Raw genomic sequence first — 13107 nt, forward strand, 5'->3', positions numbered from 1 at the left:
TATTGTAAATAGCATACCAATAAAACTAAGGATTCTTTAAAGAGTCTTATTTAGTGATGAAAATTTAACATGTAAATTTTAGACGATAGAAAGCAATAATTCTGTCGTCTTTTTTTATTTTAAAGAGAGGAGGTAGGAATGAATTTTGATTATTTTTATAATAGGCAATCTGAGATGTATAACTTCATTAGGTTACCTATTGTATTAATGGAAGATGAGATTTTTGAGAGCATTTCTATTGAAGCTAAAGTTTTGTATTCATATATGCTTAATCGAATGGGTCTTTCATATAAAAATGGCTGGATAGATGATGATGGAAAAGTCTTTATTTACTACACAATAGAAAGTATAAAAGATCAATTTAATTGTGCAAGTGAAAAAGCAAATAAATTAATAGCTGAACTTGATATTAAATCAGGGATAGGACTTATTGAAAAGAAAAGACAAGGACTGGGAAAGCCTAACAGAATTTATGTTAAAGACTTTATGAGCATATTTAATAATATGGAATTAAAAAATCAAGATGTTCGAAAAACAAAATTCCAGAAGTTCGATAATCGAAATTCAAGAGATTCGAATATCGAAAGTCAAGATTTTCGAAAATCGGAAGGTAACTATAACAATATTAGAAATAATGAGTTAAGAAAGAATGATTTTAGTAAAGGGCAAAAGCCTTATGGAATATATAAAAATATATTTTTGACTGATGAAGAATACAAGGACTTAACAAATGAGCTAGGAAGTAGAATTAATGAATACATTGATAGATTGTCGTCATATATGAAAGCAAATAACAGAGTGTATCAAGATCACAAGGCAACAATAATTAACTGGTATCTTAATGATCAGGCGAAAAGCATGAATGACAAATCAACAAGAAAAATGAATTACGATATAGGAGAGAGTTTATGAAAAGTTTAAAAGATTTTGTATTAAGAAAAAATGATGTTGAAAGAAATGGACATATCTATTGTAAATCATGTGGTAAAAGAGTCGATGGAGAATTACTTGACCTTGGATTTACAAAGTTTATTCCAAGAATTAAATGTGAATGTGAAATAAAAAGAGATATGGAAAATGCAGAAAGAGAAATATTAACGAGAATATCATCGCTAAAAAGAGATTGTTTTTCATCGCCAAACCAACACCAATATACTTTTGAGAAATTCCTAAATGAAAAAGGTCAAGCTTACAAGGTTGCTTACAATTATGCTAAAAGTTTTGAACAAATGAAGGAAGACAATGTTGGACTTTTATTTTATGGAGATGTTGGCAGTGGAAAGACTTATCTTGCTTGTTCTATTGCAAATGAATTAATTGAAAGAGAACAAGTTAAAGTTAAGATTATGAATTTATCTCAGGTTATAAATCAAATACAAAAATCTGCATTTAAGGTTGATTCAAATGAAATTATAGATAACCTTTCTAATATTCCCTTGTTAATCTTAGACGATCTTGGAATTGAAAGGGATACATCTTATGCAAGAGAACAAGTATATAACATTATAAACTCAAGATACTTAAAAGGCAGGCCGACAATTTTCACTACAAACTTATCATTGGAAATTATTCAAAATCCTAATATTGAACTTGAGTATCAGAGAATATATTCAAGAATACTTGAAATGACAATACCAGTTAAAGTTAGGGGAGAAGATTTTAGAAGAAAAATCCATCAAGAGAAGTTAAGAAAATACAAAGAGTTACTTTTATATGGAGGTGGAATAGATGATTAATGAAGAAGTATCTAGGTCGAGCCTTAACCTTGAAGTAAGGCTTGCAAAAGCAACAAGTAAAGCAATTCTTGATGCCTTAAAGAAAGTACACAAGCAAATAGAAGAACAAGGAGGCTTGAAAAATGTAATAAAAAATAACGGAGAAGAAGTAAAACTAAAGGATATGGTTAAAAAGGGACAGTTAGAAGAAATTAATCTAAAAGATCCTGAGTTAAAAGAACTAAAGAAAATTTTAAATAAGCACGGAGTGAAGTTTTCTGTTATGAAAGATAAAGAAACTGGTAACCACTCTGTGTTTTTTCAATCTAAGGATATAAAGGTAATGGAACACGCCTTTAAAAAAGCAGTCAAGGTTTCTGAAAGAAAGGTCGATAGAAAAGATTCAATAACGAAGACAATAAATAAGTTTAAAGATATGGCTAAGGACACCATTAGTAAAGATAAAGTTAAAAATAAACATAAGGAGCAAAGCTTATGATAAGTAATCTAAAAACATTTGAAAATAAGAATTTTGGGAAACTCACTGTTATTGAAAAAGATGGTGAGTTTTTCTTTATAGCAAATGAAGTAGCAACTATGCTAGGATATGTCAATCCCAGAAAAGCTATTTATGACCATGTAGACGAAGAAGATAAGGGTGTAACGAAATGGAACACCCCTGGAGGAATACAGAATATTTCAATAATTAACGAATCAGGATTGTATTCACTTATCCTTTCATCAAAACTACCACAAGCAAAAATATTCAAAGCTTGGGTAACTAGAGAAGTCTTACCAAGTATTAGAAAAAATGGAGGATATATAGTAGGGCAAGAAAAGAAAACTAATGAAGAGTTACTTGCAGATGCAATTCTTGTAGCCAATAGAATTATTGCTGAAAGAGAAGAAGAAATTGTAGAATTAAGACCAAAGGCAGACTATTATGACAAATTAGTAGATTATAACCTACTTACAAACTTTAGAAATACTGCCAAAGAGTTAGGAATACCACAAAATCAATTTATAAGTTTTTTAATGGATAAGGGATTAATTTATAGAGATAAGAAAAAGAAACTTCTACCTTATGCAGATAAGAACAAGGGATATTTTGAGGTCAAAGAATGGGTTGATCCACTAGGTACACTTGTAGGAATACAAACATTTATAACACAAAAGGGAAGACACTACCTACTAATTTTATTAGATAGTGAAGGTTTCTACGATGAATAAGATATTAGAAGCCATTCTTTCTGATATTAAAAACTTAATTAAAATAGACAACCCAAAGAAATTTATATTAGCAAACATTCCTTATTTATCATTTTTTTATATTGGAAATATCTTTTCTAAGCACATCAATTCTTATGTTGGAGGAGATATAATTGACAGAATAATGGTGGGAATTTCTGATATAGGAACTTTATCTTATATACCAAGCCTTAATCCAAGGGACTTGTTAGTAGGTATTTCAGTTGCTGCCATTGTTAAGCTAATAGTATATAGTAAAGGTAAAAACAAAAAGAAATATAGGCAAGGTAAGGAATATGGATCTGCAAGATGGGGAGAAAGCAAGGATATTGCTCCATATATAGACCCTAAGTTTGAAAACAATGTACTAATAACTAATACCGAAAGACTAACAATGAACTCAAGACCTAAGAACCCTAAGTATGCTAGAAATAAAAATGTATTAGTAATAGGTGGTTCTGGATCAGGTAAGACAAGATTTTATGTCAAGCCAAATCTAATGCAAATGCATTCTTCCTATGTAGTAACAGATCCTAAAGGCACACTTGTGTTAGAGTGTGGAAAAATGCTTTATGAAAATGGATATGACATAAAGATATTAAACACAATAAACTTTAAAAAATCTATGAAATACAATCCCTTTGCATATTTGAGAAGTGAAAAAGATATTTTAAAGCTTGTCCAAACAATTATTGCCAACACCAAGGGAGATGGAGAAAAGGCAGGAGAAGATTTCTGGGTAAAGGCTGAAAAGTTATATTATACTGCCCTTATCGGTTATATTTATTATGAAGCACCAGAAGAAGAAAAGAATTTTAAAACGCTTTTAGATATGATTGACGCAAGTGAGGTTAGAGAAGATGACGAAACCTATATGAATCCAATTGATAGACTCTTTGAAGCTCTTGAAAAGAAAGATCCAAGTCATTTTGCAGTTAAGCAATATAAGAAATATAAACTGGCAGCAGGAAAAACTGCCAAGTCAATTCTAATATCTTGTGGTGCAAGACTTGCACCTTTTGATATAAGAGAACTTAGAGAACTAATGAGCGAAGATGAATTAGAGCTCGATAAAATTGGAGATAGGAAAACTGCTCTATTCGTAATAATATCAGATACTGATGATACTTTTAACTTTGTAGTCTCAATAATGTATTCTCAATTATTTAATCTACTATGTGATAAGGCAGATGATGTGTATGGTGGAAGACTTCCAGTTCATGTTAGGTGTCTACTTGATGAGTTTGCCAATATAGGTTTGATTCCTAAATTTGAAAAACTAATAGCGACAATTCGTTCAAGAGAAATATCAGCAAGTATAATTCTGCAAGCACAATCTCAATTAAAAGCAATCTATAAAGACCATGCAGATACAATAGTTGGTAACTGTGACTCAACACTTTTTCTAGGAGGAAAAGAAAAAACAACAGTAAAAGAATTATCAGAAACCTTAGGAAAAGAAACCATAGACCTATATAACACATCAGAAACAAGATCCAACCAAAAATCTTTTGGTCTAAATTACCAAAAGACTGGTAAGGAACTTATGAGCCAAGATGAAATAACTGTAATGGATGGTGGTAAGTGTATATACCAGCTAAGAGGAGTAAGACCTTTCTTGTCTGATAAATTCGATATTACAAAGCATAAGAATTACAAGTTGTTGGAAGATTATGATAAGAGAAACTTGTTTGATGTGGAAGAGTATTTAACGAATAGAGACAAGGTAAAGTTAAAATCAAGTTATAAAATAAATAGGTTAAACATTTGAGTATATGGAGAAAGCAAAATGTGTGAAAATAGAAAATCATCTTTAATTATATTAAATATAAATGGGGAGCAGTTTATTCTGGAAAGTGATACAGAACTCACAAGGGATAAGAAAAATTATATTGAAGCAATATGTGAGACAATGTACGATGAAAGCAATGAATGGTATGAAGATATATATGATATGTCCCCATATGATATAGCTGAGCTATTTGAAAAAACAGTAAAAGAAGAAGTAGGAATAACTGTTACATTTAAAGCGATAGACCTTGAAGTATCGATTTTAGAAGACTAGAAATAAGGTATTAATAGGCGATAGAAATTAAAAACTCTATCGCCTTTTTTTATACTAAAAATTAGGAGGTTAAAATGGTAAGGATAAGAAGTCCCACTTAAAACAATTTAATATATAAGACATTTAGCGATTGAAATATAATTTCAGTCGCTTTTTTAATTGAAATTTATGGATTAAGGAGAAGAAATTAATGGATAGAGAAATGATAAATATTAATGCAAATTTAGTTAAGGAAGCTGAATTTTCAGAATTTGAAAAAGATGGAGAAAGTGTTCAAGTAGCAAATTTTGCTCTTGTTAAAAATTATGGAAAGGGCAAAGAATATACAAATTGCTCAGTATATGGAGAAAAGGTAGAAATTGCAAAAGAATTTGAAAAAGGAGATCTGATCCATGTCTTTGGATATTACAAAGAGAACAAAAAAGGAGATAAGGTCTACAAGAACTTTATAGTTAAATCACTAAACAAAATAGAAAATAAGAAAGAAAACGAGGAGGAATAATATGGAATTTTTTACAGCTGGAGTTGGAGTTTTAAAGACACTTGTAACTGCAATTGGTGCAGGTTTAGGAGCATGGGGAGTTATTAACTTAATGGAAGGTTATGGTAATGATAACCCTGGTGCTAAATCTCAAGGTATTAAGCAGCTTATGGCTGGTGGAGGAATTGTGCTAATCGGTATCAAATTAATTCCACTACTTGCAAATGCTTTAAAATAGGAGAAAGTCTATGTTTGGTATCTTTGACAAGCTAACTGAATTTTTTAAGGATATGCTACTCGGAGGTATCAAAGCAAATCTTGAGTCCATGTTCTTAGATATAAATGACAAGGTAGGAGTTATTGCAACTGATGTTGGGAAGACACCAATGGGTTGGAATGGAGAAGTGTATAACTTCATAAAAAACATTAATGATAATGTGATCGTTCCAATAGCAGGTCTTATCATAACAGCAGTATTATGTATTGAACTCATAAATATGGTTATGCAAAAGAATAATATGCATGATACAGATACTTTTGAGTTTTTCAAATACATTATAAAGATGTTTATAGCAGTCTACCTTGCAAGCCATGCGTTTGAATTTTCAATGGCAGTCTTTGATGTGGCACAAAATCTTGTAAACAAAGCGGCAGGGGTAATCACTACTTCTGCCACTGTTTCAGGAGATCAGATAGTTGCAATGGTTGATGCATTAAAAGAAAAAGAAATAGGTGAGCTTTTAATGATACTGGTTGAAACGAGCCTTGTAAGGATTGCAATTCAAGGAATATCACTAGTTATAACATTAATAGTATATGGGCGTATGTTTGAAATATATGTCTACTCATCAGTATCATCCATACCATTTGCGACTATGGGAAATAAAGAATGGGGTCAGATTGGAACAAATTATATCAAGGGACTTTTTGCCTTGGGACTACAAGGTTTGTTTTTGATGGTATGTTTAGGTATCTATACCGTTTTAATAAGGACGGTACAGATTACAGATATTCACGCAAGCTTGTTTAGTATATTAGGATATGCTCTACTACTTGGACTTATGATGTTTAAGAGTGGAACAGTTGCAAAAAGTATTATGAATACGCACTAGGAGGAATAAATGTTAAAAAAGAAAAATTGTGCTTTATTGGGACTTGGAATTTTATTGGGAGGAACTTATGAAATTTTAAAAGAGAAAAAAAGAAATGAAGAGATTAGAAACTTAAAGAGGAGAATAAATAGACTCGGAAGATGCCACAATGAATTTGTTATGTATCAAGGAGAATACAATGATAGAAATGAAGAAAAACAAGAAGAATTAGAAGAAAGAATTAGCTACCTAGAAGAGGAAACAATATCTAATTATGACCATATACTTGAACTTTCCAAAGAAGAAGTAGAGGGAGATTAAAATGGCGTATGTACCAATACCAAAAGATTTGGACAAGATTAAAACAAAGGTTGCCTTTAACTTAACTAAAAGACAACTTATAGGTTTTTCTGTGGCAGGACTAATTGGCATACCAACCTATATATTTATGAAGAAATATCTACCTAATGATGTTTCTATCATTGTAATGCTAATAGTAACCCTGCCAATCTTTTTTATAACCTTATATGAAAAAGATACTTTAACTTTTGAAAAATATTTTAAATTTTTCTATCTTCATAAGTTTTATCAACCAACTAAGAGAATAAGAAAGGAGGCATACCTTGAAGCAAAGAAAAAAGCAAATCAGCGACTTAAATCTAAGGGAAAAACAATTAAAAAAAGACCGAAAGGAAGTAAGAAGGCTAAAAACAAAGAAAGAACCAACAAATAGTCTTCTAAGTGTACTTTTAAAGAAAGAGAAAAAGAGATTTACTGTTGAAGATACAATTCCCTATATAAGAATGTTACCAGAGGGCATTTGCCAGTTAGATGAAAAAAATTATTCAAGGACAATTTCATTTCAAGATATAAATTACCAGTTGGCATTGGAAGAAGATAGAGATTTAATCTTTAACCAATTTGCCAACTTTTTAAATTCTTTTGATCCAAGTGTCCACATTGAACTTTCGTATGTAAATCAATTAGGAAGAAATAAAGACCTACAAGATGCAATTAAAATTGCTGATAAGGGAGACTTCTATGACGATGTAAGAAAAGAGTTTAGGGAGATGTTAAAGCTTCAACTTGCAAAGGGCAATAACGGACTTAAAAAGATGAAGTATATAACCTTTACAACAGAAGCCGATAACCTAGAGCAAGCAAGAGCAAAGTTAAATAGACTTGAAGTAGATATTTTATCTAACTTTAAATCTATGGGAGTAAGAGCAGAAAGCCTTGATGGTGAAGAAAGGCTAAGACTTGTTCACGATATGTTAAATCCAGACAAAAACTTTTATTTTTCATATAAAGATTTGAAGAAGAAAGAGTCTACAAAGTCACATATAACTCCCAATATCTTTAATTTTGCACCAGCAAATAATTTTAAATTTGGTAAATATATTGGAGCAGTAAGCCATTTTCAAATACTTGCAAGTGAGTTATCAGACAGAATGTTATCTGAGTTTTTAGATATTGATGACAATATTTATGTAGCTTTTCATATAGATGTAGTTGAACAAGCAGAAGCCATTAAACTCATTAAGAGAAAAAATACAGACCTGGATAGAATGAAAATTGAAGAACAAAAGAAAGCAGTTCGAGCAGGATATGATATGGATATTATTCCATCAGATATAAATACTTTTGGTGCGGATGTTAAGTCCATGTTATCTGACTTACAAAATAGAGATGAAAGGCTCTTTGTAGTTACCATAGTAATGATGAATTTTGCTAGGACTAATCAAAAATTAGAAAATACTATTGCTCAAATCTCATCAATTGCTAACAGACATAATTGTCAGGTGAAAAGATTATCTCATCAGCAAGAGCAAGGACTTGTTTCTGTCTTACCTCTAGGAGTTAACCAAGTCGAGATAAAAAGATTTTTAACTTCATCATCAACGGCAGTATTTATGCCTTTTACAACAGAAGAGCTATTTATTGATTCAGCAAATTCTTTGTACTATGGCTTAAATGCCCTTAGCCAAAACTTAATTATGGCAGATAGGAAGAAACTCAAGAACCCTAACGGATTAATATTAGGAACACCAGGTTCTGGTAAATCTTTCTCGGCAAAGAGAGAGATGGCAAATGCAATTCTTGTAACAGACGATGATGTAATTATTTGTGATCCTGAAGGCGAGTATTCAAACCTTGTAAAACAATTTAATGGAGAAGTTATTAAAGTTTCAGCAAAATCAAAGGACTACCTTAATCCACTAGATATTAATATGAACTATGGAGATGGGGACGCACCTTTAAAGGATAAGGCAAACTTCATAATGTCTATGCTTGAACTTGTAGTAGGAGGATCTGGTCTTACTGCTGCAGAAAAATCAGTTATAGATAGGTGCTTACCAAAGATATACCAAAAATATTTTGAAGACCCAAAACCAGAAAATATGCCAATATTAGGAGATTTATACGATATGCTCCTATCTCAAGAAGAGGGAGTCGGTAGAAAACTAGCAACAGAAATGGAAATTTATGTTAAGGGAAGTCTTAATGTATTTAATAATAGGTCAAATGTTGACTTAAATAGACAACTACTCTGTTTTGATATAAAAGAGCTAGGAACACAACTTAAAAAAATAGGTATGCTTGTAATTCAAGACCAGGTTTGGAACAAGGTTTCCCTAAATAGAGGAAGCAAGTCTACTAGATACTATATAGATGAGTTCCACCTTTTATTAAAAGACCCACAAACTGCTTCATATTCAGTAGAAATCTGGAAAAGATTTAGAAAATGGGGTGGTATTCCAACAGGTATAACACAAAACGTAAAAGACCTTTTAACAAGTCAGGAAATTGAAAATATCTTTGATAATACAGACTTTGTTCTAATGTTAAATCAAGCATCTGGAGATAGGGATATTCTTGCTAAGAAATTAAAAATATCGCCTTATCAGTTAAACTATATAACTAATTCAAATGCAGGTGAGGGACTCTTATTCTTTGGAAATACTATTGTTCCATTTATAGATAAATTCCCTAAAGACACCATGCTATATAAGCTAATGACAACAAAACCAGAAGAAGCTAAGTAGGTGTGATATGGATAAAAAACTAAAAAAAGATTTTCAAAAGAAAATTATACGAAATAGGGACGCTCCTGAAAAGAATATGGATAGTAAACTTGTTCATTCAGATGATTATACCAATAAGATTATTAAGAATAAGGATAGGTTCGGAGATAAAATTTCAGAAAAAGAATCTAAACTTATTCATGAGAATGTATTAGTTAAAGATCAAAAACAAGATAAACTAAAAGATTTTCAGAAGTCTAAAAACAAGGAAAGAATTAGAAAAGAAGTTTTAGATAATAAGAATAAGGCTGAAGAAACAAAACAAGCTAATCTTGAAATAAAGACAGATGAAAGCTTTAAACTTGATGAAGAGTTAGATGTAGATATCAAAAAGGTAAATTTTGATAGTGAAAACAGTAGAAATATTAATTCTAATAAACTAACAACAGATGATATTTCAGCTAAGGCTCAACCAATAAGCAATAAGAAGCCATCAAGTAAAAGACAAGTTCTTAAAAATTATGAGGATAAACTTATCCATAGTAAGGATAAATTCCAAGACAAAATCAACGAGAAAGAGTCTAAGCGAATTCATACAAGTGAAGAAAAACCTTTTGAAGCAAAGAAAAGCAAGAGAGTATATAGAAAAGATAAGCTTATTAAAGATGAAGTAAGTAAGAACGAAAGTAATACTAATATCGATAAAAAGCAAAAGCAGAAGCTTTATCAAGAAAAGAAGTTTAGAGATAAGGAAAAATTTTCTAAAGAAATAGATAAAGAAAGTAAGCTAAGTGAAGTTGATACAGATAAAACTTTTGATAATTCTGAGCTTAAAGACAATAATCTTGAATTTATAAAAGATGAAAAGGAAACAAGCCTTAAACCTTCAGAACAAAAGAAAGTTAACAAGAAGAAGACTTACTATAAGAGAAAAAATTATGAAAGTAATAAATTTACTCGAAAGAAAATTGATGACTTAAAAAATGAATCTAAGAAAGGTACACCGAAAGATTCTAAGAAAGCACAAGATGTTAAAGATTTTATCTCAGATAAAAAGATTGGAGAGCTTGAAAAGTCTAAAAGCAAGCTAAAGGATAATATTTTAAAGAATAAAACTAAAGGAGGTCTATCTTCTGGGGTTTTATTATCTGGAGCTAAGTCTTCAGAGTTAGTGAGAGATTATTTAAGTTCAGGATCTGATAATACTGGTGTAGAATCTGGAGAAAAGGCCGCTAATGTAAGCTCAAAACTCCAGCATGGAATAAGGAAGTATAAGTTAGACAAAAAGAAAAAGTCCTTAAAAAAGCTATCTAAACTTGATAAGAAAATAAGAAAGAGAAAAAGCAAGCTGGAGTTTAAAAGCGGCTTGGAAGATTTAAAAAAGTCAGATGCCTATATAAAGAAAAATAGATTTAAGAAGTTTTACCAAAGAAAGCAAATGAAGAGCATGATAGCTAAAAAGCACGAAACAAGACTTGTAGATAGAGTTAAAAAAGCTATTTTAAGTTTAGGTAAGGCTTCTAAAGAGCTAATCGTAAGAAAAAGTAAGATGGTTCTATTTCTAGTAATAGGACTAGGTCTTATGCTATCAATCATGATTGGTGGCGGAAGTGTTGGTATGAGTGGAATAAGTAACTCAGTAAACTCAGTAATGACAACAACATACCTATCACAAGATACAGTTCTAAGTGAAGTTAATCAAGAATTTTCATCAATGGAATATGATCTACAATCACAAATCGAAAGTGTAAAAACAAGTCATCCTGGATATGACGAATATATTATAAATAAAGAAGGAGAAATTGGTCATAATACCCATGAACTCTTATCCTATATAACTTCAAGATGTGGAGAAGTAAAATCAGCGTCTGAAGTAAAAGGAATTTTAAAAGAACTTTTCGATAAGATGTATAAGCTTGACTTTAAGGAAGAAATTGAAATTAGAACAAGAACAGTAGCAAGAACTAGATATGATAGTCGTGGCAATCCTTATACTAGCTATGAAAAAGAAGAGTACGAATATAAAAAGTTAATTGTAACTTTAAAGAAAAAAGAAATGGATGAAGTTGTTAGGGAAATATTTAAAGATTATCCAGACAATGTAGTTCATTATGAAGCTCTTCTTGAAGCTAAGGGGAATATGGGAGATGTTTTTGGATCAGGTAATGGGGACTTAGGAGAAATAGTAGACAATCCAAACTTTGGAAATCCTGGTCTTGCTTTTGATTCAGCTACTGCCAAAGCCTTATTTAATGAAGCAGAAAAACATATAGGTAAAAGATATGTGTTTGGAGCAAGTGGACCATCTAACTTTGACTGTTCAGGTTTTGTATGTTGGTCATTTACAAAGTCTGGTGTAAAGAGAATGCCAAGAACAACTGCATGGAGAATATACAAAGACTATTGTAATCCAGTAAGTCCAAGTGAAGCTCAACCTGGAGATATTATATTTTTCCACTCAACATATAACAGTGGAACACCAATATCTCACGTAGGAATATACGCAGGTAATGGAATGATGATTCACGCAGGAGATCCAATTCAATACACATCAATAAATTCAAAATATTGGAAATCACACTTTTATGGTTTTGGAAGACCTAGATAGAAGGGAGATATTATGTGAACAGGAAGCTTATAAGTATTAGAAACAAAAAGAAAAAAATAGAAGAGAAATTGAAAGATTTAAATGCAAAATACAAGGAAATTTGCGATGAAGAAATACAGGTTGAAAATGAAGAAATAATTGTAACTCTTAGGAGGAACAATATTAGCTTGGAAGAATTAATGGAGAAAATCAATGATAGAAAAAGAGAAGAGAAATTAAAAGAAAAGGAGAACATTCATAATGAAGAAATTTAATACGAACAGACTAAGAGCCTTTTTTATGGCTCTTTTATTAGTTTTAACATCAACTGTGCATACAAGTGCATTTGCAAAGTCTGATGTTACTTGGACGGAAGATGATTTTATGTATTCCTCTGAGGGAAATATAATCGCTTTTAGTGATAAGGGCTTAGAAAAGAAAGAAAAGACAAATATTCTAGTATTTCCTGAAGGAACGAAGTCTATAAATGGAAATTATTCTTTAAGTCATTCAAACGATGAACTTAGATATAAAAGAGAATTTGGGCGTGGCAAACATTGGGATAAAGTAATTATTCCTGATTCTGTTAAGCATTTAGGTTATGCTGCCTTTTACGAAGCAAGTATAGATGAAGTAAAACTATCAAATAGTCTAACTTATCTTGGTGGTTTAGCATTTTTCAATTGTGGACTTAGAGAAGTAACTTTACCTAATACTTTGGTAAATATTGAACATAATGCTTTTGAAAGAAATAACCTTCAAGAAATAACTATACCGAAGTCTGTGAAGACAATTGAACAGTATGCTTTTTCAAGAAATAAACTGCACACTGTAAAAGTTTTAGGCAATCCAAACATTAACAGTAAGGGAGTATTCCATAATCAAGAAGTTGAG

Annotated in this window: 15 protein-coding genes; all 15 read left to right on the forward strand. The window is 31.0% G+C overall.

The genetic code is table 11. The features are described 5' to 3' along the window. Positions 1-138: 138 nt before the first annotated feature. Positions 139-912, forward strand: coding sequence for a replication initiator protein A (locus HMPREF0077_RS09180; RefSeq protein ID WP_004837735.1), 774 nt, complete (start codon positions 139-141; stop codon positions 910-912). Then, positions 909-1736 carry an ATP-binding protein gene (locus HMPREF0077_RS09185; protein WP_004837736.1) on the forward strand — a complete coding sequence of 276 codons (828 nt, stop codon included), beginning with the start codon at positions 909-911 and terminating at the stop codon, positions 1734-1736. The genes HMPREF0077_RS09180 and HMPREF0077_RS09185 overlap by 4 nt, the downstream gene beginning before the upstream one ends. Continuing rightward, the gene (locus HMPREF0077_RS09190; RefSeq protein ID WP_004837737.1) at positions 1729-2214 is read left to right on the forward strand and encodes a PcfB family protein; all 486 of its coding nucleotides are present in this window, start codon (positions 1729-1731) and stop codon (positions 2212-2214) included. Before HMPREF0077_RS09185 ends, HMPREF0077_RS09190 begins: the two co-directional genes overlap by 8 nt. Continuing rightward, positions 2211-2945 (forward strand): phage antirepressor Ant, encoded by a 735-nt coding sequence (locus HMPREF0077_RS09195; RefSeq protein WP_004837738.1) that lies wholly within the window; start codon positions 2211-2213, stop codon positions 2943-2945. Before HMPREF0077_RS09190 ends, HMPREF0077_RS09195 begins: the two co-directional genes overlap by 4 nt. Further along, on the forward strand, positions 2938-4734 hold the full coding sequence (locus HMPREF0077_RS09200; RefSeq protein ID WP_004837739.1) for a VirD4-like conjugal transfer protein, CD1115 family: 1797 nt from the start codon (positions 2938-2940) through the stop codon (positions 4732-4734). The genes HMPREF0077_RS09195 and HMPREF0077_RS09200 overlap by 8 nt, the downstream gene beginning before the upstream one ends. 18 nt (positions 4735-4752) lie before the next feature. Further along, positions 4753-5028 (forward strand): hypothetical protein, encoded by a 276-nt coding sequence (locus HMPREF0077_RS09205; protein WP_004827260.1) that lies wholly within the window; start codon positions 4753-4755, stop codon positions 5026-5028. A 190-nt stretch (positions 5029-5218) separates the two neighbouring features. Then, entirely contained in the window at positions 5219-5530 is a 312-nt protein-coding gene (locus HMPREF0077_RS09210) for a hypothetical protein (protein ID WP_004837740.1), read from the forward strand. A 1-nt stretch (position 5531) separates the two neighbouring features. Then, positions 5532-5747 carry a Maff2 family mobile element protein gene (locus HMPREF0077_RS09215; protein ID WP_000394203.1) on the forward strand — a complete coding sequence of 72 codons (216 nt, stop codon included), beginning with the start codon at positions 5532-5534 and terminating at the stop codon, positions 5745-5747. A 10-nt stretch (positions 5748-5757) separates the two neighbouring features. Beyond that, positions 5758-6621, forward strand: coding sequence for a VirB6/TrbL-like conjugal transfer protein, CD1112 family (locus HMPREF0077_RS09220; protein ID WP_004026795.1), 864 nt, complete (start codon positions 5758-5760; stop codon positions 6619-6621). 9 nt (positions 6622-6630) lie between these two features. After that, positions 6631-6921: a hypothetical protein gene (locus tag HMPREF0077_RS09225; protein ID WP_004837741.1), complete on the forward strand. Its 291-nt coding sequence runs from the start codon at positions 6631-6633 to the stop codon at positions 6919-6921. Position 6922: 1 nt separating this feature from the next. Next, on the forward strand, positions 6923-7333 hold the full coding sequence (locus HMPREF0077_RS09230; RefSeq protein ID WP_004837742.1) for a PrgI family protein: 411 nt from the start codon (positions 6923-6925) through the stop codon (positions 7331-7333). Continuing rightward, positions 7224-9647: a VirB4-like conjugal transfer ATPase, CD1110 family gene (locus HMPREF0077_RS09235; RefSeq protein WP_081445731.1), complete on the forward strand. Its 2424-nt coding sequence runs from the start codon at positions 7224-7226 to the stop codon at positions 9645-9647. The genes HMPREF0077_RS09230 and HMPREF0077_RS09235 overlap by 110 nt, the downstream gene beginning before the upstream one ends. A gap of 7 nt (positions 9648-9654) precedes the next feature. Beyond that, entirely contained in the window at positions 9655-12234 is a 2580-nt protein-coding gene (locus tag HMPREF0077_RS09240; protein WP_004837744.1) for a CD1108 family mobile element protein, read from the forward strand. A gap of 14 nt (positions 12235-12248) precedes the next feature. Beyond that, positions 12249-12488: a hypothetical protein gene (locus tag HMPREF0077_RS09245; RefSeq protein ID WP_001080402.1), complete on the forward strand. Its 240-nt coding sequence runs from the start codon at positions 12249-12251 to the stop codon at positions 12486-12488. After that, on the forward strand, positions 12475-13107 hold a 633-nt coding region (locus HMPREF0077_RS10395), incomplete at its 3' end, for a leucine-rich repeat domain-containing protein (protein ID WP_004837745.1). The genes HMPREF0077_RS09245 and HMPREF0077_RS10395, both read left to right, overlap by 14 nt.

It is taken from the genome of Anaerococcus tetradius ATCC 35098 (genome assembly GCF_000159095.1).
GTDB lineage: Bacteria > Bacillota > Clostridia > Tissierellales > Peptoniphilaceae > Anaerococcus > Anaerococcus tetradius.

Excerpts from the sequence above, each read along its gene's own strand:
- HMPREF0077_RS09180 (WP_004837735.1), top strand. The coding sequence starts at position 139 with ATGAATTTTGATTATTTTTATAATAGGCAATCTGAGATGTATAACTTC.
- HMPREF0077_RS09185 (WP_004837736.1), top strand. The coding sequence starts at position 909 with ATGAAAAGTTTAAAAGATTTTGTATTAAGAAAAAATGATGTTGAAAGA.
- HMPREF0077_RS09190 (WP_004837737.1), top strand. The coding sequence starts at position 1,729 with ATGATTAATGAAGAAGTATCTAGGTCGAGCCTTAACCTTGAAGTAAGG.
- HMPREF0077_RS09195 (WP_004837738.1), top strand. The coding sequence starts at position 2,211 with ATGATAAGTAATCTAAAAACATTTGAAAATAAGAATTTTGGGAAACTC.
- HMPREF0077_RS09200 (WP_004837739.1), top strand. The coding sequence starts at position 2,938 with ATGAATAAGATATTAGAAGCCATTCTTTCTGATATTAAAAACTTAATT.
- HMPREF0077_RS09205 (WP_004827260.1), top strand. The coding sequence starts at position 4,753 with ATGTGTGAAAATAGAAAATCATCTTTAATTATATTAAATATAAATGGG.
- HMPREF0077_RS09210 (WP_004837740.1), top strand. The coding sequence starts at position 5,219 with ATGGATAGAGAAATGATAAATATTAATGCAAATTTAGTTAAGGAAGCT.
- HMPREF0077_RS09215 (WP_000394203.1), top strand. The coding sequence starts at position 5,532 with ATGGAATTTTTTACAGCTGGAGTTGGAGTTTTAAAGACACTTGTAACT.
- HMPREF0077_RS09220 (WP_004026795.1), top strand. The coding sequence starts at position 5,758 with ATGTTTGGTATCTTTGACAAGCTAACTGAATTTTTTAAGGATATGCTA.
- HMPREF0077_RS09225 (WP_004837741.1), top strand. The coding sequence starts at position 6,631 with ATGTTAAAAAAGAAAAATTGTGCTTTATTGGGACTTGGAATTTTATTG.
- HMPREF0077_RS09230 (WP_004837742.1), top strand. The coding sequence starts at position 6,923 with ATGGCGTATGTACCAATACCAAAAGATTTGGACAAGATTAAAACAAAG.
- HMPREF0077_RS09240 (WP_004837744.1), top strand. The coding sequence starts at position 9,655 with ATGGATAAAAAACTAAAAAAAGATTTTCAAAAGAAAATTATACGAAAT.